Origin of the sequence: Kribbella sp. NPDC051936 (assembly GCF_040680955.1) — a bacterium.
Lineage (GTDB): Bacteria > Actinomycetota > Actinomycetes > Propionibacteriales > Kribbellaceae > Kribbella.
Genome location: NZ_JBFAXS010000001.1, coordinates 941,479 through 960,409, shown reverse-complemented (window position 1 = coordinate 960,409; position 18,931 = coordinate 941,479). Strand labels below are relative to the sequence as shown.

18 protein-coding genes are annotated in these 18,931 nt (G+C 71.0%); 5 read left to right on the top strand and 13 right to left on the bottom strand.

The genetic code is table 11. The annotated features are described in order from the left end of the window. Nucleotides 1-80: 80 nt before the first annotated feature. From AB0L64_RS04835 to AB0L64_RS04825, 3 genes are read right to left on the bottom strand one after another with little or no spacing between them, the layout of a single operon-like run. Nucleotides 81-1,577 carry a CYTH and CHAD domain-containing protein gene (locus AB0L64_RS04835; RefSeq protein WP_363707744.1) on the bottom strand — a complete coding sequence of 499 codons (1,497 nt, stop codon included), beginning with the start codon at nt 1,575-1,577 and terminating at the stop codon, nt 81-83. Nucleotides 1,578-1,597: 20 nt separating this feature from the next. Then, nucleotides 1,598-1,738 carry a hypothetical protein gene (locus AB0L64_RS04830; RefSeq protein ID WP_363707742.1) on the bottom strand — a complete coding sequence of 47 codons (141 nt, stop codon included), beginning with the start codon at nt 1,736-1,738 and terminating at the stop codon, nt 1,598-1,600. Continuing rightward, the gene (locus AB0L64_RS04825) at nt 1,735-2,535 is read right to left on the bottom strand and encodes a methyltransferase (RefSeq protein ID WP_363707740.1); all 801 of its coding nucleotides are present in this window, start codon (nt 2,533-2,535) and stop codon (nt 1,735-1,737) included. The genes AB0L64_RS04830 and AB0L64_RS04825 overlap by 4 nt, the downstream gene beginning before the upstream one ends. Before the next feature lie 28 nt (nt 2,536-2,563). Here AB0L64_RS04825 and AB0L64_RS04820 point away from each other — a divergent pair, with 28 nt between their 5' ends. Beyond that, nucleotides 2,564-4,084 carry a PLP-dependent aminotransferase family protein gene (locus AB0L64_RS04820; protein ID WP_363707738.1) on the top strand — a complete coding sequence of 507 codons (1,521 nt, stop codon included), beginning with the start codon at nt 2,564-2,566 and terminating at the stop codon, nt 4,082-4,084. Here AB0L64_RS04820 and AB0L64_RS04815 read toward each other — a convergent pair. The 3 genes from AB0L64_RS04815 to AB0L64_RS04805 form a co-directional block, all read right to left on the bottom strand. Then, nucleotides 4,072-5,043 (bottom strand): hypothetical protein, encoded by a 972-nt coding sequence (locus AB0L64_RS04815; protein WP_363707737.1) that lies wholly within the window; start codon nt 5,041-5,043, stop codon nt 4,072-4,074. The genes AB0L64_RS04820 and AB0L64_RS04815 overlap by 13 nt on opposite strands. 13 nt (nt 5,044-5,056) lie before the next feature. Beyond that, nucleotides 5,057-6,343 carry an MFS transporter gene (locus tag AB0L64_RS04810; protein WP_363707735.1) on the bottom strand — a complete coding sequence of 429 codons (1,287 nt, stop codon included), beginning with the start codon at nt 6,341-6,343 and terminating at the stop codon, nt 5,057-5,059. Nucleotides 6,344-6,426: 83 nt separating this feature from the next. Then, nucleotides 6,427-6,783: a sterol carrier family protein gene (locus AB0L64_RS04805; RefSeq protein ID WP_359936975.1), complete on the bottom strand. Its 357-nt coding sequence runs from the start codon at nt 6,781-6,783 to the stop codon at nt 6,427-6,429. Nucleotides 6,784-6,866: 83 nt separating this feature from the next. Between AB0L64_RS04805 and AB0L64_RS04800 the strand changes: the two genes are divergently transcribed. Then, the gene (locus AB0L64_RS04800) at nt 6,867-7,496 is read left to right on the top strand and encodes a hypothetical protein (RefSeq protein ID WP_363707732.1); all 630 of its coding nucleotides are present in this window, start codon (nt 6,867-6,869) and stop codon (nt 7,494-7,496) included. Here AB0L64_RS04800 and AB0L64_RS04795 read toward each other — a convergent pair. The 7 genes from AB0L64_RS04795 to AB0L64_RS04765 form a co-directional block, all read right to left on the bottom strand. Beyond that, complete coding sequence (locus AB0L64_RS04795; RefSeq protein ID WP_363707730.1) at nt 7,493-9,031, bottom strand: alpha/beta hydrolase; 1,539 nt, start codon at nt 9,029-9,031, stop codon at nt 7,493-7,495. The two genes, AB0L64_RS04800 and AB0L64_RS04795, sit on opposite strands and share 4 nt — an antisense overlap. Next, nucleotides 9,028-10,080 carry a regulatory iron-sulfur-containing complex subunit RicT gene (gene ricT / locus AB0L64_RS04790; protein ID WP_363708093.1) on the bottom strand — a complete coding sequence of 351 codons (1,053 nt, stop codon included), beginning with the start codon at nt 10,078-10,080 and terminating at the stop codon, nt 9,028-9,030. The genes AB0L64_RS04795 and ricT overlap by 4 nt, the downstream gene beginning before the upstream one ends. Before the next feature lie 417 nt (nt 10,081-10,497). Continuing rightward, nucleotides 10,498-11,583, bottom strand: a complete 1,086-nt coding sequence (locus AB0L64_RS04785; RefSeq protein WP_363707728.1) for a DUF4190 domain-containing protein — start codon at nt 11,581-11,583, stop codon at nt 10,498-10,500. A gap of 30 nt (nt 11,584-11,613) precedes the next feature. Continuing rightward, on the bottom strand, nt 11,614-12,279 hold the full coding sequence (locus tag AB0L64_RS04780) for a DUF4190 domain-containing protein (RefSeq protein ID WP_363707726.1): 666 nt from the start codon (nt 12,277-12,279) through the stop codon (nt 11,614-11,616). Nucleotides 12,280-12,396: 117 nt separating this feature from the next. Continuing rightward, nucleotides 12,397-13,605, bottom strand: a complete 1,209-nt coding sequence (locus AB0L64_RS04775; protein ID WP_363707724.1) for a DNA polymerase III subunit delta' — start codon at nt 13,603-13,605, stop codon at nt 12,397-12,399. Further along, a complete protein-coding gene (gene tmk, locus AB0L64_RS04770; RefSeq protein ID WP_363707722.1) occupies nt 13,602-15,587 on the bottom strand; it encodes a dTMP kinase in 1,986 nt (661 codons plus the stop codon). The genes AB0L64_RS04775 and tmk overlap by 4 nt, the downstream gene beginning before the upstream one ends. Before the next feature lie 9 nt (nt 15,588-15,596). After that, nucleotides 15,597-16,697 (bottom strand): pyridoxal phosphate-dependent aminotransferase, encoded by a 1,101-nt coding sequence (locus tag AB0L64_RS04765; protein ID WP_363707720.1) that lies wholly within the window; start codon nt 16,695-16,697, stop codon nt 15,597-15,599. Between the two features lie 63 nt (nt 16,698-16,760). Here AB0L64_RS04765 and AB0L64_RS04760 point away from each other — a divergent pair, with 63 nt between their 5' ends. The 3 genes from AB0L64_RS04760 to AB0L64_RS04750 are packed head-to-tail and all read left to right on the top strand — an operon-like array spanning nt 16,761 to nt 18,890. Beyond that, on the top strand, nt 16,761-18,173 hold the full coding sequence (locus tag AB0L64_RS04760) for a PLP-dependent aminotransferase family protein (protein WP_363707718.1): 1,413 nt from the start codon (nt 16,761-16,763) through the stop codon (nt 18,171-18,173). A 37-nt stretch (nt 18,174-18,210) separates the two neighbouring features. Continuing rightward, a complete protein-coding gene (locus AB0L64_RS04755; protein ID WP_363707716.1) occupies nt 18,211-18,486 on the top strand; it encodes a type II toxin-antitoxin system prevent-host-death family antitoxin in 276 nt (91 codons plus the stop codon). After that, nucleotides 18,483-18,890 carry a type II toxin-antitoxin system VapC family toxin gene (locus AB0L64_RS04750; RefSeq protein ID WP_363707714.1) on the top strand — a complete coding sequence of 136 codons (408 nt, stop codon included), beginning with the start codon at nt 18,483-18,485 and terminating at the stop codon, nt 18,888-18,890. Before AB0L64_RS04755 ends, AB0L64_RS04750 begins: the two co-directional genes overlap by 4 nt. Nucleotides 18,891-18,931: the final 41 nt, after the last annotated feature.

The window sequence follows — 18,931 nt, the reverse complement described above, 5'->3', positions numbered from 1 at the left end:
CCTGACAGCCCCAATCCACCCGAACCGCGGGCGGCCAGGTAGGCGAGCACCTGACCGCCCGCACTCCTGTCCGGGGCGCGTCAAAGTTTGAACTTGAGGGTCGGCCAGAGCTCGTAGAAGGTTTCGCGGGAGGTGTTCCCGCGGGCCTCTTCGGTGGCATGCAGGCGGCCGAAGGTGAAGGTGTTGCCGCCTTCGGCGTACACCATCAGGGCCAGGTGGTGGAGGAGCTCGCGGGAGACCACCGAGTCCTGGTGTGCGCCGAGGATCTCCTGGACCTCTTCGGCCCGCGCGGCCAGGTCCGCGGCGTCGTCGCCGAGAACGGGTACGGCGGACTCAGCGGCGTACCGCAGTCGCTTGGCGGCTTTGCGGACCTCGTGCAGCTCGTGGTCCTGCTCGGCGACATCCGGCGCGGCCTTCGACCGGCGCACAGCCTTGCGCATCCGCCGGTAGTCGTGCGAGAGCACGTCCCCGATCTGCTTGCTCGCCTTGCGGTCGTCGTCGCCGATCACCGGCGGCTTCGCGACCAGCTGGTCCAGAGCGTCGAGCAGCCGGAAGTACCGCGGACTCTCCAACGCGGTCAGAGCCCCGGCACGGCCCTTCTTGTAGACCTCACGCAGATGGTCGTCGATCCGCCCCGCGACCCGCCCGATCACCAGCTCGACCGGCTGCTCGGCGACCTCGGCCGCGAAGTGCTCGCGCTGTACTTCCGCGTCCCGGGCGACCCCGAGCTCACTGGCCAGCCACTTCAGCTCGGCCCGCAGCGCGTCCCCGGCCTCGCGATCGATCACCGGACGGTACGTCGCCAGCGCCGACCGCAGCCGCCGGGTCGCGACCCGGAACTTGTGGATCGAGTCCGGAACGTGACGCCGTACCTCGGGGTCCCGTTCGCGGATCGCCTGTACCTGCGCCCCGGCGTACGCCCGGAACAGGTCCGACGTCCGCGGCTTCTTCGGCAAGGTCCAGTCGTCGTACGACGGGACGCGGTCGCCGAGCGCCCGGGCGAGCTTGCTCGGACCGCTCGCCGGACGGGCGCCCGCCGCCGTCAGCAGCTCACCCGCCTGCTCGAGCAGGGAACTGTCCGCGCTGACGAGCTCGACCTCCCACTCACGCCAGCTCTCCGGCTCACTGCCCTCGACCGTCGCGGTCACGTGGTCGTCGGCGAGCTCCGCGAGGACCGCGCCGTCGGCGTCGAGGAGCCGATGGACGACCCGCCGGGTCCGCAACGTCACGACCGGGATCAACGGCCGGTCACGGACCTGCACGCGGACCGTCCGCACCACCGCGATCGGCACGTTCTGCGTCGACCGGCCGAGTGGATGCCGCACCTCGAGCCGCTCGCCGGACGACACCGGGAACTTCACGTGCCACCCGTCGTCCTCGCCGCCGGTACGCCGGCGCAGGGTCACCTTGTGCGCGGCGAGGTCCAGGTCGGCGGTGTCGTAGTACACCGCCTCCAGGTCGAGCTCGACCGGTTGCGCGACACTCGCGACCCCGGGCAGCTCGTGCAACGCCGGGAGGATGACGCTCGCGGCGACGTCGTACTTGGTTTCGATCTCGAGCTGCTCGGTCGGGCTCATGCTTCTTGTTTACCAGGCGTTCATGAACGCGTCCGCAATTCGTCGACCAGACGTTCCAGATCGCGATCGGTGACGCCGCCCACCGTGGGCCGCAACTGCGTGCGCCGGTTGCGATTCAGACCCCAGCAGACCAGGGCGATCAGGACGAGGAAGGCGATCATGTCCGGCCCACTCCCTTGAAGAACGTGTAGTGGAAAGTGCCGCCGGGTTCGGCGGACTTCTCGAGATCGCGGACGCCCGCGGCCCACTCGGCCGCGGTGCGCAGGCCGGCCGCGATCGCGCGGTCGCGAACGGACTCGACCATCGCGATGAAGGTCTTGCGGGTGAAGCCGTCGACGAGGTGCGGGAGGGTCTGGTCGGCGTACACGGTGCGCGGCCCGACCTGCACGTCGTCGTACCCGGCCTGCTCCAGCAACGGCTGCAGCCGGCGGCCGATGAGCGAGTCGCCGCCCGCCGCGGCCTGGAGGTCGACGAGGCAGTCGATGACGGCCTGGGCGCGCGGGCTGCGCGGGTGGAAGAAGGCGGATTCGTGATCGCCCTCGATCACCGTGATCGTGCCGCCGGGGTTCAGCAGGCCCCGAAGCCGGACGAGCGCGGCAGCCGGGTCGGCGAGGTGCTCCAGGACGAAGCAGACGAAGACGTGGTCGAACTTCTCGCCTCGCAGGTCGTGGAGGTCCGCGTGCCGCCAATCGACGGTTGCGTCCGGCGCCTGTTCGGCGACCCGCGACTTGGCCTGGGCCAGCGACGCCTCGGAGATGTCGATCGAGACCAGGTCGATGCCCGGGCTCCGGGTGACGAGCTGCACGGTCTGCGCGCCCACTCCGCAGCCGGCCTCGAGGACCCTGCTCCCCGGCGGGTAGCTGGTGCCACCGTGCAGCAGGTCGGCCAGCGTGCCGGCCTGGTCGGTCAGCCGGCGTGTCTCCGCCGGGGTGTAGCCGTGGACGTAGTCGATTCCCATAGCTCCACGGTCGCGCCACAATGGTCCTGTGAACAGGTCCAATCCGGCAACAAGTGGCAGGTCCATAGGCGGGGCGGACTTCCTCCAGCTCGACCCGGGCGAGGCGCCGCCCGGCGGCCTCGCGGACTGGCTCACCGAGCGCCTCCGCTCGGCGATCTCCACCGGCCACCTGCCGGTCGGCACCCGCCTTCCCGCGACCCGCACCCTCGCCATCGACCTGGGCATCTCGCGCGGCGTGGTCACCGAGACCTACCAGCGCCTCACCGAAGACGGCCACGTCGCCGGGCGCGGCCGCTCCGGGACGGTCGTCGTCGCCGCGCCCGGCGTGGACCGAACGACAGGACGTACACGTCTACGTACATCGGCCCGCCCGCCTGGCGCGCTTCGCGCAAGGGGCTCAGAGGCCGACACCTCCTGTCCTCCTGCACCGAACCTGCGCGACGCCGGGCTCGACATCTTCGACGACCTGCGGGCGGCGCCGTCGCGTATCGACCTGACACCGGGCGTGCCCGATCTGGCGGCGTTCCCGCGCAGCGCCTGGCTGCGCGCGGAGCGAGCGGTGCTGACGGACCTGGCCTCGACCGAGTTCGGGTACGGCGACCCCGCCGGGACGCCGACGCTGCGCCGCGCGATCGCGGGGTGGCTGGCGCAGTACCGCGGGATCGCGGCGGATCCGGAGGACCTGATCGTCGTGGCCGGTGTGGCTCAGGCGATCGGCCTGGTGGCGCAGATGCTCGACCAGCACGACGTGCACGCGGTCGCGGTCGAGGACCCCGGCTCGCTCGGCTCGCGGCAGCACCTGCAGAACTGGGGGATGCGGACCCCGCCGATCCCGGTCGACGACCGCGGCCTGCGGGTCGATGTACTGCGGGAGTCCGGCGCGAGCGTGGTGATGGCGACGCCGGCGCACCACTTCCCGACCGGCGTCGTCCTGGACGGCGAGCGCCGGCGTGAGCTGATCCGGTGGGCGGCCGACGGCGGGCTGATCATCGAGGACGACTACGACGCCGAGCACCGGTACGACCGCCCGCCGGTGCCCGCGCTCCACGCCATGCTGCCCGACCAGGTGATCTACACCGGCAGCGTCTCCAAGCTGCTCGCCCCGGCGCTGCGGATCGGGTGGATGCTGGCGCCCCCGCGGTACCAGGAAGAGCTGATCGCCCGCAAACGGCTGGCGGACCTCGGCAACGCGAGCCTGCCGCAGCTCACCCTCGCGCACCTGATGGAGTCCGGCGAACTCGAACGCCAGCTGCGCTTCCTCCGCCGCCGGCACCGTGTCCGCCGCGACGCGATGGTCACCGCCATCCGCGACCATTTGCCCGAGGCAACCATCCACGGCGCCGCCGCGGGCCTGCACCTCACCATCACCTTCGAGACCGGAGACGACACCGCCCTGGCCGCGGCCGCGCTGGACGCCGGGGTCAAGACCCACCCGCTGTCGTGGCACTGCCAGCTCCCGCACCCGCCTGGGTTGGTCCTCGGCTACGCCGCCCGCCACCCGACCGAGATCACCGAGGCCATCGCCACGATCGCGGCTCAGCGGGTGTAGAGCGGGGACATCGCGAGCGCGAACTGGGTCATCAGGTCCGGGTTGACCGCGCGCTCCGGGAGCGGCACCAGGTCGACGAGCTTGTCGTCGCCGACGCGGATCGTGGTCCGGCCGGTGGCGGTGTCGACGTACCCCTCGTCGCCGAGCGGGATCGACTGCGAGGTCGGCGCCTTGCGGATCGGCGCCATCAGCGCCTCGGCGTCCGGCTCCCGGCGGACCGAGGTGGACAGCGCGCTCGCCGGGCCGATCCAGCCGCAGACCAGGTCGCCCACAAGGGTCTCACCGTCGCGCCGGGCCACCGGCGGCGCGCCCATCACCTTCTCCGCCGCCTGCGAACCGCGGTCACAGTCGGGGCGCGTGATCAGCCGCTCGGGTTCGTCCAGCCCGGGGGCCTGACGGACGACCTCCTGGCCGAGGGCAACGTACTTCGCGAGGGTGGCCTGCGGCCCGGTGAGCTTGTACAGCTTGCCGTCCAGGAGGAACACCACGAACGTGCTCGTGCCGAAGCCGCCCTGCCCGAGCTTCGCGGGCTTGGCGGGCTCGCGCTGGTGTGCCGCGTACGCCTTCTGGGTCGCCGCCAGAGTGGCCGCTGTGGCCGGGAGCACCGACACCCCGACCCGCAGCACCGATGCCTTCGGACCGGTGCCGAGCGTGAACTGACAGACGTCGTACGTCGGGACGCCGAACTCGGCCGGCGGATTCCTGGGCTGCATGGTCGCGACCGGCACCGCGAGCGCCGTCTGCACCACCGTGGGATCCATCCGCGTGCACAACGTGTCCGCGACCTTCGAGGTCTCGGACGGCGTCGCGGACGGGGTTTCCGACGGCGTCTCCGACGGCGGCGCGCTCGTCGACACCAGCGGCGGGACGCTCGGCGCGGTCTCCGACCCGGGACCTGAGCAGCCGGCGAGCACGACGGAGGCCAGCGCGGAAACGGTCACTACCCGGCGGATACGCATGATGGCAGGAACTCTAACCGGCAGCCCGGAGCTCCCTTTCGCGGACGGCGTGTTCGTCGGTACGGGAGTCGTACCGCCAGAACTCGCGCAGCCAGACGGCCGTGGCGACCACGCCGGCCACGCACATCACGCCGCCGCTGACGATCGCCGTGCGGACGGTGGTGAGGTCGGCGACGAGCCCGGAGCGGGCCTGGCCGCCGAGCGGGCCGAGCGAGTAGCCGAGCATCTCGATCCCGGCCAGCCGTCCGCGCATCTCGTCGGGGATGGTCTGGTTCCAGATCACCGACCGGAACAGCACCGACACCATGTCGGCCGCGCCGGCCAGGGCGAAGAACCCGATCGCGAACCAGATGTTCGGCGCCAGCCCGGCGATCCCGACCGCGGCGCCCCAGCCCATCGTGGCCAGCACCACCGCCCGGCCCTGGTGGTGCACATGCTTGGCCCAGCCGCTGGTCAGGCTGGCGCACATCGCCCCGATCGCCTCGGCGCTGTACAGCAGGCCGAGCAGCCTCGGTTCCTGCAGGATGTCCGTCGCGAACGCCGGGAACAGCACGATCGGCATCGCCAGGAACATCCCGACCATGTCGACCAGGTACGTCGCCAGCAGGTCCTTGCGGCGGAACGCGTACACGATCCCGCCGCCGATCGCCCGCAGACTGGGCGCCGTGGAGTGCTCGGCGGCGCGGTACGACCCGAGGCGGGCGTACAGCAGCGTCGCGAAGACGATGCCAACCAGCTCGACCGAGAACGCCCAGGTCACGCCCACTGAACCGACCAGAACGCCGCCCAGCGCAGGTCCGGCCAGCTGGCCGACCTGCGAGGTCAGTGAGCTCAGCGCGACCGCGGCCGGGATCTCCTCGTGCTTGACCACCCGCGGGAGCAGCGCCTCCCGCGAGGGCCGCTGCAGCGAGGAGGCGACCGCGTTCAGGGCGCCGCAGACGTAGATCAGCCAGACCTGCGGGTTCGGGAGCAGCGTGTTCGCGACCATCAGCGCGGAGATCACGACCTGCGCGAGACCGGTGCCGACGAGCAGCTTGCGGCGCTCCACATGGTCGGCCAGCGCGCCGCCGTACAGGCCGAAGACGACCAGCGGGACGATCGTCACCAGGCCCATCGCGCCGACGGCGAAGTTCGAGCCGGTGAGTTGGTAGAGCTGGTAGGGCAGCGCGACGTACCCGACCATGCCGCCGAGGAAGAACACCGATCCCGACACCAGCAGGATGCGGAAGTCGCGAGAACCACGCCACGGAGTCAGATCCACGCGCAACCGGGCCAGCCGCGCGCGAAGACTTGCTGCCACCGCCCCATACTGACAGTTCCGACCGGCCTGGACGAACCTGTTTCATTCTCCGGCCGCGGGGCGCCGGTTCGTTGCCGAGGGCGTCAATCGAGGGGCAGCAGGGCGGACAGGTCGGTGCGTTCGCCGCTGGCGCGGAGTTTGCCGGTCAGCCGGGCGTCGGGCCAGCTGATGCGGCCGAGCGCCACGTCGATCCACAGCTCCGGGGGCATCTCGATCACCGCGCCCGGCGTCCCACGGGTGTGCCGCGGGCCCTCGATGCACTGCACCGCGCCGTACGGCGGGACGCGGACCTCGACCGCGTGACCCGGCGCCTTGGCGACAAGACGTTTCAGCAGTTCCTTCGTGAGCAGTTTCAGGTCGGCGCGTTCCGCCGTACCGTCGTTGTAGCGCTGCAAGGCCTGCCGGAACAGGGGGTCGGACAGGGGGTCGGACGTCTCCACGACGTGCCAGCGTACGCGGCAGTTTGCGGAGACGCCCCTCTCGTCAGGGATAATCGGGCCGGAGAGAGGGAAGCGAGGTCGGGATGCTCACGCCCAGGCACCAGGCGCTGCTGATGACGCTGGCGGGAATGACCGTCGGCGTAGCGGTGTTCGGAACGGTCGTCGCCGTGAACGGTGGAAACCCGTTCACCGCCCACGACACGCCCGTGGGCTTCGTGAGTCCGACGCCCTCCGGCACGCCGAGCCGCGGCGACGGCCTCCAGGCCGACGGACTGCAGTACGTCGTGCAGAACTTCGGCACCGACAACGACCCGGTGTCCGCCGAGGTCCCGGCCGGCTGGAAGAGCGCCCAGGACGGCACCCGGCCGAAGTTCCTCGACTCGACCGGTGTCTGGCAGCTCCGGTTCGACACCCGGGGCAGCAAGCAGCCGCCGGACCAACTGGTCGCGAACCGCGAGCGCAGCATCGACGAGCCCGGCCTGAAGGTGCTCAGCCGGGACAACGGCACGCTGATCTACACCTACACCGACAAGACCCGCGGCCCCCGGATGGGCCTGTCGCGCTGGATATCGCTCGACAACGGCAAGACATCAGCCGTCGAGATCACCGTCGGCGGCCGCCCGCAGGACGAGGCCGGCCTGCGCGCCATCCTCCAGCACGCCACCGAGACCATCAAACTCCCGGTGGCCGACGGCGACGACCGTCCGAACTAACATTTGATGTCGGCGGCTGGTGTGTTGCCCTGCACCAAGTAGCTCTCGACGACGTTCTTCACGCAGGCGTTGCCGGACAGGTACGCCGTATGGCCGTCGCCGTCGCGGGTCACCAGGATGCCGCTCTCGAGCTGGTGCGCCAGCCCGACCGCCCACTCGTACGGCGTGGCCGGGTCGCGCGTCGTCCCGAGGACCATGATCGGCTTCGCGCCGGCCGCCTTGATCTGGTGCGGCTTGTCCGTCGGCTTCACCGGCCAGTTGATGCAGGCCACCGACGACCAGGCGAGGAACTCACCGAACCGCGGCGATGCCGCCTTGAACTCCGGCACCTCCGCCTGCAACTGCGCGATCGACGCGGCATCCGGCCGGTCCGAGCAGTTGACCGCGATCTGCACCTCGTTCGAGTTGTCGGCGTACCCGGACGGCTTGCGATCCGTGTACTCGTCGGCGAGCGCTAGCAGCCGCGCCCCGTTCCCGGCGAGGCCGTCGGCGACGGCGTCCTCGAGCCGCGGCCAGAAGTCCTTCAGGTACAGCGGGTAGACCAGGCCGAGGATGACCAAGGCCTGCGTGACCTGCCGCTGTCCGTCGCCGGGAAGTGGATTCGCGTCGCTGGCCTTGATCAGCTGGTCGATCTTCGCCAGCACCTCGTTCTTGCTGCTGCCGAGCTTGCAGGAGCGCTGCGCGCAGTCCTCGGCGAAGGCGTCCAGCGCCTTGTCGAAGCCCTTCGCCTGCGCCATCCCCATCTGCGCGGACGTGATCGCCGGGTCGACGGCACCGTCCAGCACCATCCGGCCGACGTTCTTCGGGAACAGCTCGGCGTACGTCGCACCGAGGTAGGTGCCGTACGACATGCCCAGGTAGTAGAGCTGGGGGTCGCCGACGATGCCGCGCAGTACGTCGATGTCGCGGGCGGCGTCCTTGGTGTTCACGTGCGGGAGCAGCTGGCCGGAGCGCTGCTCACAACCGGCCGCGAAGGCCTTGGCCTGCTTGTCCAGGTCGGCGACCTCGGCGGCGTTGTCCGGGCTGCCGTCCGCGGCGATCATTGCGTCCAGCTGGGCGGTGTCCAGGCACCGCACCGGCGTGGACTCGCCGACGCCACGCGGATCCCAGCCGATGATGTCGAACTTCCGCAGCAGCGACGACCCGAACAGCATCGGCACCTGCGCCGCGAACTCCTGCCCCGAGGCTCCCGGGCCGCCCGGGTTGATGAACAGCGTGCCGAGCCGGCCGCCGCGGTCCCGGGCCAGCACCTTCCGGGCCCGCAGCTCGATCGTCTGACCGGTGGGCTTGGTGTAGTCCAGCGGGACCTCGATGGTCGCGCACTGCTGGTTCGAACCGCAGCGCTCCCAGTCCGGCTTCTGCTGGTAGTACCTGTCCAGCCCGGCCGGGATCGGCCCCACCGGCCCGCTGGGCGGGTTGCTGCCGACACCAGGCGCCGTACCGTCGCCCGCGTCCTGCGCGCGGCTCGCCACTCCACATCCGCTCGCGAGCACCGCAAGACTTGCCACCAGTACGGTCGACCTGCGGAATCTCACTGCGCGGAATCTCCCTCGTCGTCATGGTGCAGGCGGCGCCGCCGGCGTGGTTTGCGCGCCCGCCGCTCCGCACGGGACTCGGCGCGATCTTCGGTTACGTCTTGTGGCGGCGCCGGCGTTTCCTTCGTTTGCGGTGTTTCCGGTGTTTCCGGTGTTTCCCTCGTCTGCGGCATTTCCGGTGTTTCCGGGGTTTCCGGTACGACGGGTGGTGCGTCCGGGGTCGTCGTACCGGAGGCTTCGTACTGCTGCCGCGGCGAGCAGACGTCCGCCCGGCTGCACGCGCACCGCCTGCCCGAGGCCGCCAGCCGCACGACGACGGTGTCGCTCGGCACGTTGTGCCCGACCACCACTCCATCACCCGCGGGGGTCTCCACCGCGGACCCGACCGCGGGCGCCTTCGCGTTGAACTCCTGGTACAGCGGGTGCTCGTACTTCAGGCAGCACATCAACCGGCCGCAGGCGCCGGAGATCTTCAACGGGTTCAGCGGCAGGTCCTGGTCCTTCGCCATCCGCACGCTGACCGGCTCGAAGTCCTTCAGGAACGTCGCACAGCACAGGTCCCGCCCGCACGGCCCGATCCCGCCCTGCAACCGCGCCTCGTCGCGCGCACCGACCTGCCGCAGCTCGATCCGCGCCCGCAGCGCGCGGGCCAGATCCCGCACCAACTCGCGGAAATCCACCCGGTGCGGCGCGGAGAAATACACGATCACGAGCTGGTCCACATCCGGCCGCCGGTCGACGAAATCGATCCCGACCACCTTCATCGGCAGCCCGTGCTCCCGGATCGTCCGCTTCGCGATCACCCGCGCGTCCGCCCGCCGCTGCCGGTTCTTCTCGTCCCGGTCCAGGTCGGCACCGGTCGCGATCCCGGCGCACAACGGCAGCCCGCCGACGTCCTCGGTCACGTACTGCGGCGCCCACACACACTCCGCAACCTCAGGCCCGTCGTCGGTAGGCACCAACACCTTGTCCCCCACCCGGGGCCGCAGTTCACCCGGATCAAGGTAGTAAAGCCGCCCATACCGCTCGAACGACACCGCCATCACCATACCCACGCCGTCAGAGTACTTCCCACCAGTCACCCGGGCGCCCCACACGGCCGCTCCACACGCTCCCACCTGCCCCGGCTAACGCCCGGCGCGTCCTTTCCGGCCGGCACCGACTGCTGCCGGTCGCCGCAGGCTGTTGCCGGTCGCCGCAGGCTGTTGCCGGTCACCTCCGGCTGTCGCCGGTCACCGCACGCTGTCGCCGGTCGAGAACACCCCGGCGCAGCCCGAACCCCGCGGCGCCAGCCGCAACACCCGGCGTAGCCGGGAGCTGCGGCTCCGGGCGGCAGCCCGGGGGTGGGTGGGAGCGCGCGGAGCGGGTGCGTTGAGGAGCGGAGCGACGAAGGAAGCGCCCGCGAAGCACGCGTGGGCTCGCCGTACTCCAGCCCCGTACTCCAGCCCCGTACTCAGCCCGTACTTCTACCGGTGGCTGTTCTTGACGGTCTTGGTGAGGGGTTCGTCGTCGGGGCCGTATGCGGCGCAGACGACCAGCCTGTCCTCGTCGTTCCAGAGTTGCTCGGTGGGGGTCCAGAAGAACGGTTCGAGGTCCGAGGCCGACGGAGGCTTGCCGACGTAGTTGGTGAACAGCGGCGTGCAGGCGCGGTCGGCGGCCTTGTCGAGGCCGTCCTCGCCGGGCCACGGGCCGTCGGGGAGGGTGGCGTTGCCGATGATCTCGCCGTCGTGGTCGGTGGTGCACGGCTGGCGGATGACCTCGTCCTCGTCGCGGCCGGCGTCGTCGAAGCATTCGCCGACGGCCAGGTCGTCGACCGTGACGATCGGGTCGTTCGAGTACGACGGCACCGGGTCGGGCGCGCCGTAGTCGTCGTCGGACGACGAGCCGAACGCGATCACGAGCCCGAACAGCAGCACGTACCCGATCGTCACCAGCGACCCGATCACGAGGCCGGCGATCGCCATGCCCTTGCCTTCTTGCCCGCGCCGCTTGATCTGCACCAGCGCCGCGATGCCGAGTCCGATCGCCACCGGTGCGGCCAGCCCGACGACGAGCCCGCCGAGCCCGGTGACGAGCGAAGCGGTCGCCAGCCCGTTCGTCCCACCCGAGCCGCTGTACCCGTAACCGCCGTACCCGTAGCCGTACCCGTACGGCCCCGGAGCCTGCCCGTACGCCGACGGATACTGCCCCGGCTCGTAACCGGCCCCGTACGCCGGCCCCTGCTGCCCGTACCCGGCCTGCCCACCCGGCGCCTGCCCGTACTGCCCGTACGCCTGCCCACCCTGCGCCTGCCCGTACGCCTGCCCACCCTGCGCCGGCCCGTACGACGACTGCCCGTACCCGCTCTGGTCGTACGGCGATTGCTGCTGACCAGGCGTCGCCCACGGCGCCCCGCCGTGCGCACCGGCAGCCCCGCCAGCACCGGCACCACTGGCACCACTGGCCGCACCGGACGTCTCGCCCGGGCGCCCGTACGTCGGGAACACCCGGGTCGGATCGTGCGGCCGGTCCTGTGGCCGTTCCGGCTCGTGGCCGTACGGTGGCTGAGTCATGCTGCTACCCCCACTGATCCCCCGCAGGCACTAGCGCTGTGATCCGCGCATCGTACCCGTCAGATGGGTCCCGGGCATCCCGACCAGACACAGGACGTTGCCACTGGCAACAGCGCGGTCTTCCAGCACGACGTAGTACATGTCCAGCTCGGACTGCTCGTAGGGCTTCCCGACGAACTCCCGGAACGCGCCCGCGCACTGCTGCGTGGCGACCGTCCCGGTCTGGCCGGTGGACAGGCCGACGAGCGCCGCCTGCACCTTCGCGTACGCCTCGCCGGTGTGCGCCGCGGCGCAGTCGGCGATCCGGACCAGCCGGAGCGCCTCGGCCTCCAGGTCGGCGTCGAAGCACCGGCCGACATCCACCTGCGAGATCGACACGGTCCGGCCGATGCCGCGCCGGTGCTCGCCGATCAGGTTGAGCGCGACCGCGACGCCGATCGCGATCACCCAGCACAGTGACACCACCAGGGCGCCGTATGCGAGCCGTTTCCCCTGCCCGCCGGCGCGCTTGATCCGCCGCAGCGCGACCCCGGCCAGCACGACCGCGATCGGCACCAGCCCGGGCAGGCTGGTCGCGAACGCGGCGACGGCGTACCCGTCCTGGCGGCCCTTCGGTGCCGGGACGCCCTCCAGCCAGGACTCGGCCGACGGCAACGACGGCCGTGCCGGCTGAATCGGGGAGGACGGCTGGGTCATGGGCTTCCGTTTCGACAGGACGCCGAGCGGTCTGCTCAGCTCGGACACCCAGTCATCGGACCCGCCGGTCTCGGTGTTACACCGTCCGCCCAGTTATCGGACGAGGTGATTCACGCCTCAGCGCGCCAGGCGCCGCGGGATCGTGAAGCCGTCGCTGCGGCCTTCGAACAGCGAGACCGTCATCGCCTCGAGCGCGACCAGCGGCGCCACGTTCGCCTCGATCGCCTCGCGGCTCGTCGCGATCGCCTCGATCCGGCGGACCGTCTGCTCGGCCGTCGTCCGCTGGCTCAACTGTTCGATGTTGCGCCGCAGCTCGGCGTTGATCAGCTCGCTGCCGGCGCCGGTCTGCACCACGAGGACGTCCCGGTAGAGGGCCATCAGGTCGACCAGTGATCGGTCGAGCACATCCCGCTCCCACCGCTTGGCGCGAGCCTTCTGCTGGTCCTCGAGCTCTTTCAGCGCCGCGTTCGCCTCCCGCGGCCGGGCGCCCTTCGTCCCGACCCCGAGCGCCTGCTCGAGCGCGGCCCGTTCTTTCTCGTCGACCTTCTCGGCGCTGGCCTTGGCCTCTTCCTTGGCCGCCTCGACCAGCCGCTGCGCCGCCTTCAGGCAGGCGCCGAGGTCACGCAGCGCGAACGGCACCTCGAGCACCTTGTTCCGCCGCTCGCGCACCGCCTCGTCGCGGGCCAGCGCCCGCGCCCGGCCGATGTGCCCCTGCGCGGCCCGCGCCGCGAACCAGGCCAGGTCCGCGTCCACGCCCATCTTCGCACTCAGCATCTCCGCGATCGCGGCGACCGGCGGCGTCCGCAGCACCAGCAGGCGGCAGCGCGACCGGATCGTCGGTACGACGTCCTCGACGGTCGGCGCGCACAGCACCCACACGGTCCGCGGCGCCGGCTCCTCGATGCTCTTCAGCAGCGCGTCCGCGGCCTGCTCGGTCAGCCGGTCCGCGTCCTCGACGACCATCACCTGCCACCGGCCCTGCGTCGGGCTCATCGCCGCCCGGCGGACCAGCTCGCGCACCTCGCTGACCCGGATCGACAGCAGCTCGGTGCGGATCAGCGACACGTCCGGATGCGCGCCGGTGAGCGCCGTACGGCACTCGTTGCACTCGCCGCAGCCCTCGTTGGCGCACTGCAACGCGGCCGCGAACGCCCGGCCCGCGTTCGACCGGCCGGATCCCGGCGGGCCGGTGACCAGCCAGGCGTGGGTCATCCCGGCGACCGCGGCGCCCGTCTCCCCCCGCAGTACGGCGGCGGCGCCTCCGACGGCCTTGCGCAGTACGGCGACCGCGGGCTCCTGCCCGACCAGGTCGTCCCAAACACTCATAGGCCCACCTTCGGCAGCATCGGTTCCAGTCGGGCGCGGATCTGTTGCGCGATGGCCTCGCGGTCCTGCGTCGCGTCGAGGACCAGGTAGTGCTGCGGCTCGGCCGCGGCCAGCTCGAGGAACGCGTTCCGCACCCGCTCGTGGAAGTCGTCGGCCTGCGCCTCGATCCGGTCCCGCTCCGTGAACCGGCCGAGACCGCCCTTCGGCGGCATGTCGAGCAGGACGGTGAGGTTCGGCCGTAGATCGTTGGTCGCCCAACGGTTCACCCGCTCGACGTCGGACAGGTCCAGGTCCCGCCCGGAGCCCTGGTAGGCCAGCGCGGAGTCGACGTACCGGTCGGTGATCACGACCGCGCCGGCCTTCAGCGCGGGTTTGATCACCGAGTCGACGTGCTCCGCCTTGTCCGCGGCGTACAGCAGGGCCTCGGTGCGGTGCGAGATGTCGCCGGTCGCCGGGTCGAGGACGATCTGGCGCAACGTCTTGCCGATCTCGGTCGCGCCGGGCTCCCGGGTCAGCAGGACCTGCTGGCCCTGCTCCTCCAGCCACTTCACCAGCAGCGCGGACTGGGTCGACTTGCCCGCGCCGTCGCCGCCCTCGAGCGCGATGAACAGACCGGTCGTCGGATAGTCGCCACGGGTCTTGCCGAAGCTGCGCCGCACGTCGCGCCAGAACGGCACCCCGGGGCGGTCGTCCATCTGCCGCCAGGCGAGCACGCCGATCACGCCGGCCAGGATCGCGGCCGCGACCATCGTCATCGAGGCGCCGTTGTACGTCACGGAACGGCCGGCGATCGTCCAGGTCTGCCGGCCGATCGCGCCCGCGGCGAACGGCGCGATCGCCAGCGTGACCGCGAGCACCGTCCGGACTGCCGACTGCACGAACGCGAACGTCCGCCCGCGGACCGCGTCCGGCACCTCGAGCCCGAGCAGTGTGTACCCGGAGACCCACGAGCCGCCGGCGCAGAACCCGAGCAGGACCGCGATCATCGTGGCGATCTCGATCTGCTGGATCAGCGCCAGCCCGGCCAGGCAGATCCCCGAGCCGACCAGCCCGGCCGCGAACAGCCGGCGCCGGGACAGCCCGGAGAAGATCCGCGGCGCGAACCCCATCCCGAGCGCCAGCCCGCCGAACACGGCCCCGAAGAGCAGGCCGTACCCGGGGTCGCCGGCGCCGAGGTCCTCGACGTACGTCCGGCCGAGTCCGATCACGACCGCGCCGGCCGCGAACGCCCCGGAGATGCCGACCACGAGACCGCGGACCACCGGCGTGCCGGTGACGTAGGACCAGCCCTCGACCATGGTCCGCCACAGCGTCGGATGCTCGTCGTGCTCGTGCACCGCGCGGCCGATCTCGGCGACCGACACGATCGCGAACGCCGAGATCACGAAGGTCGCCGCGTTCACGTAGACGGCCAGGTCGATCGAGAAGTCGCCGGCCCAGCGGGTGACCAGCGTGATCGCGGTGAAGATCACCGCGGCCGGGAGGGCCGAGCCGTACGTCGTGATCAGGCTGAGCTGGTTGGCCGCCTCGAGCCGGTGCCGGGGCACCAGGTTCGGCACGCTGGCGTCCTTGGCCGGGCCCCAGATCAGGCTGACGATCTCGATCAGCACGGTCGCGACCAGCAGCCAGGTGAGCGTGCCGACGAGCGGGATCGTCACGAAGAACGCGGCCCGGACCAGGTCGCCGACGATCATCGTCCAGCGCCGGTCGAGCCGGTCCGCGATCCAGCCGGCCACCGGACCCATCACGAGCGCCGGCAGCACGCGCAGGAACAGCACCCCGCCGATCGCGAAGTTCGCCAGCTGGTAGTCGTCGCCCGCGAACGACTTCGCCATCGCGGTCAGCGCCAGCAGCCCGATCCAGTCCCCGAGGCTCGACAGCCCGAACGCGATCCACAGCCGCCGGAACGCCCGGATGCGCAACACCGCCCGCACATCGTGCGCCGGTGCAGGATCGGTCAACGGGTCATGAACCTCCGGCACACCGCAAGCCTAGTGGGCGGCGTGGACAGCCTCGCGCAGCGCATCCAGCGCCGCCTTGAGCTCCTCCTGCGGCAAGAACCCGAACCCGAGCCGGAAGACCCGCGGCTCGTCCCCGAACCAGTCCCCGTCCGCCAGCCGCACCCCAAGCTCACCCGCCGTACGCCGGAACTCGGCCAGGTCCACCTGCGGCCGCAACCGAACCACGCACAAAGCCCCGGCAGAGGGACGAACCCACTCCACAACGTCACTGTTCGCCTGCACCCAGTCCTGGGTGATCAGGAGGTTCTGCTCGAGCCAGGTCCTGCGCTCGGCGAGGATGCGGGGCTCCTGCTCGAAGACCCGCACCGCGAGCGCCTCCGTCACCGGAGACGCGGAGACAACCGTGCTGAACTTCGCCGTCGTCAGCCGCTCCACGAGCCCTGCGTCCGTGCTGATCACCCATCCGATCCGCAACCCGGCCGCCCCGTGGCACTTGGACAACGACGCCACGGACACCACCTTCGGCCCCAGCCCGAGCGCCGTGTCCGCCACCGGATCATCGCCGTACGACGCGGTGCGATAGGTCTCGTCGACCATCAGGTACGCCTCCGGGCAGACCTCACTCATCGCGTCGGCAATCTCGCTCAGGGTCTCCCGCGGAACGGCGACGCCGGACGGGTTCTGCGGCGTCGCCAGGCTGACCAGCCTGGTCTCGGGCGTCAGCTGCGCACGTACGGCGTCCGCGGTCACCCGATAGCCCTCGTCGAAGCTCAGCGGAACGACCCGCACCGACGCCCCGACCGTCTCGAACGCGTTCCGGGTCATCGGGAACTCCGGCGCGGTCGTGACGACCTGACCACCCTGATCCGCCAGCAGGTACGCGAGCAGAAAGATCCCGTGCATGCCGCCGACGGTGATCACCACGTCCTCCGGCCGTACGCCGTGCCGGTCCGCGATCGCCGTCCGGAGCTGAAGGCCTCCGGCGGCGGTGCCGTAGCCGAGTTCGAGGTCGGCGAGCTCCGGGGTGAGCAGGTCCGCGAGCCGGAGGTCCGGCCCGTAGCTCTCACCGAGGTCGTGCCGGGGTTTCGACGCGGTCAGGGACATGATCTGGTTGCGCGGGAAAGTGGCCATACCGCCATCGTTCTGGGCCACGGCTGGTCACCCCAGAGCCAATCCGGCAGAATTGGTTCGCGGATGAGACCAATCGAGGTGGTTGATCGGTTGGGCCGCTGGTCGTCCGGCCGCGGCCCGCTCTACGTGCTGCTCGCGGCCCGCCTGCGGCAGCTGATCGACGACGGCGAGCTACCGCCGGGCGTGCTGCTCCCACCCGATCGCGCGCTGGCCGGAGCCCTCGCGGTCGGGCGTACGACGGTGGTCGCCGCGTACGACCTGCTCCGGGCCGAAGGACGGATCGCCCGCCGCCAGGGCAGCGGGACCCGTGTCGCCGGCGTTCCGTCGGACGTACCGGCTGAGGACGCACCGGTCGATCCGATCTTCCTGGACTCGCTGGAAGCACGCGACGACGACGTACTGCTCGCGGTCTGCGCCGCGCCGGGCGATCCGCCGCCGCAGCTCGCGGACGCGTTCACCGCGATCGCGCCGGAGCTCGGCCGGATCACCGACGACATCGGCTACTACCCGTACGGCCACCCGGAGCTCCGTGCGGCGCTCGCGGACCGCTACACGGCTCGCGGCGTACCCACGGCGTACGAGCAGATCCTGGTGACCAACGGCGGTCAACAGGCGCTCTCGCTGCTCGCACATGCCCTGCTGTCGCCCGGTGACCAGGTGCTCGTCGAGGCGCCGACGTACCCGGGCGCGCTGGAGGTGTTCCGTGAGGAGGGTGCCGTCCTGCGCGGGCTGCCGGTGGGACTCGTGGGCATCGAGGCGGCGGTGCGGGAGCGGCGTCCGGCGCTGGCCTACGTCATTCCGACGTACCAGAACCCGACCGGCGCGGTGATGTCCACGCTCGCGCGGCAGCGGGTGGCCGGCGCCGGGATCCCGGTGATCGAGGACGAGGTGCCGGCCGACCTCGGATTCCCCAGTGCGGAGGAGCCCGTGCCGATGGCAGCGTACGGCGACTCGGTGATCTCGATCGGCTCGCTCAGCAAGAGCATCTGGGGCGGTCTGCGAATCGGCTGGATCCGCGCGGCGCCCCCGCTGATCAACCGGCTGGCCCGGCTCCGCGCTGTTCACGACCTGGGCGGCAACGTCCCCAGCCAGCTGGCGGCCGTACACCTGCTCCCGCTCCTGGACGGCCCTGACCTGCCTCGCACACTCAAGGCACGCCACGACCACCTGCATGGTCTGCTCACCGAGGCCCTGCCCACCTGGGAGATCCCGACCGTGGCCGGTGGCCAGTGCCTCTGGGTGCGCCTCCCGCACGGCGACGGCGTCTCCTTCGCCCAAACCGCGCTCCGCCACGGCCTCGCCGTTCTCCCCGGCGCAGGCCTCGACGTCACCGACGCAGGCGCCCCCTACATCCGCCTCCACTTCCGAGCCCGCCCCACCGACCTCACCGAAGCCGTCCACCGCCTGAAATCAGCCTGGACCGACTACCGCCCTTCAACCACCCGCCAGCACCCCCGCCCCACCATCGCGATCTGACTGGCCAACGTAGAACATGATGTTCTACATTTGAGCCATGGACAGCATTCCCGTACGCGAACTCAACCAGCACACCAGTGCCGTACTCGCGCGAGTCGCGAACGGCGAGTCCCTCGAGATCACCGTCAGCGGTCGGCCGGCAGCGCGATTGGTCCCCATCGACGACAGCACCAGCATCCGCGCCGATCTGATTCGCCGTGGCAGATTGATTCCTGCAAGCAATCCGGGTCCGCTGGTCCTGCCACCAGGCGAGCCGGACCTGTCGATCGACTCCACCGAGATCATCTCGGATCTGCGCGAGGAGCGCCTGTGATCTTCCTCGACTCGGCTGCGATCGTGAAAATGGTCCGGCAGGAGAAGGAAAGCCGAGCACTGGAGACCTGGCTCGCGACGCATGCGGACAAGGAGCTGGTGGCCTCGGCTCTGGTCCTCACCGAGGTTCCGCGTGCGCTGCGTCGGTCGGATCCGGGCCGACTGGCAGCGGTGCCGACCATCCTGACCAGGATCGACCGCGTGCCGGTCGACGATACCGTCCTGGCCACCGCTGCTGCTTACACCGACCCGATGCTGCGAACCCTTGACGCCATTCACCTGGCCAGCGCCCAGACTCTCGTGCTGGAAGGCCTCGCTCTGACAGCCTTTGTCACTTACGACAAGCGGCTACTAGCCGCGGCGGTTGAGGTTGGCCTGGCTACGGCTGCCCCTGGGGCCGGCTGACGGGTGAACGTGCAGCACTCGCCAACCCGGTCGTCAGGACG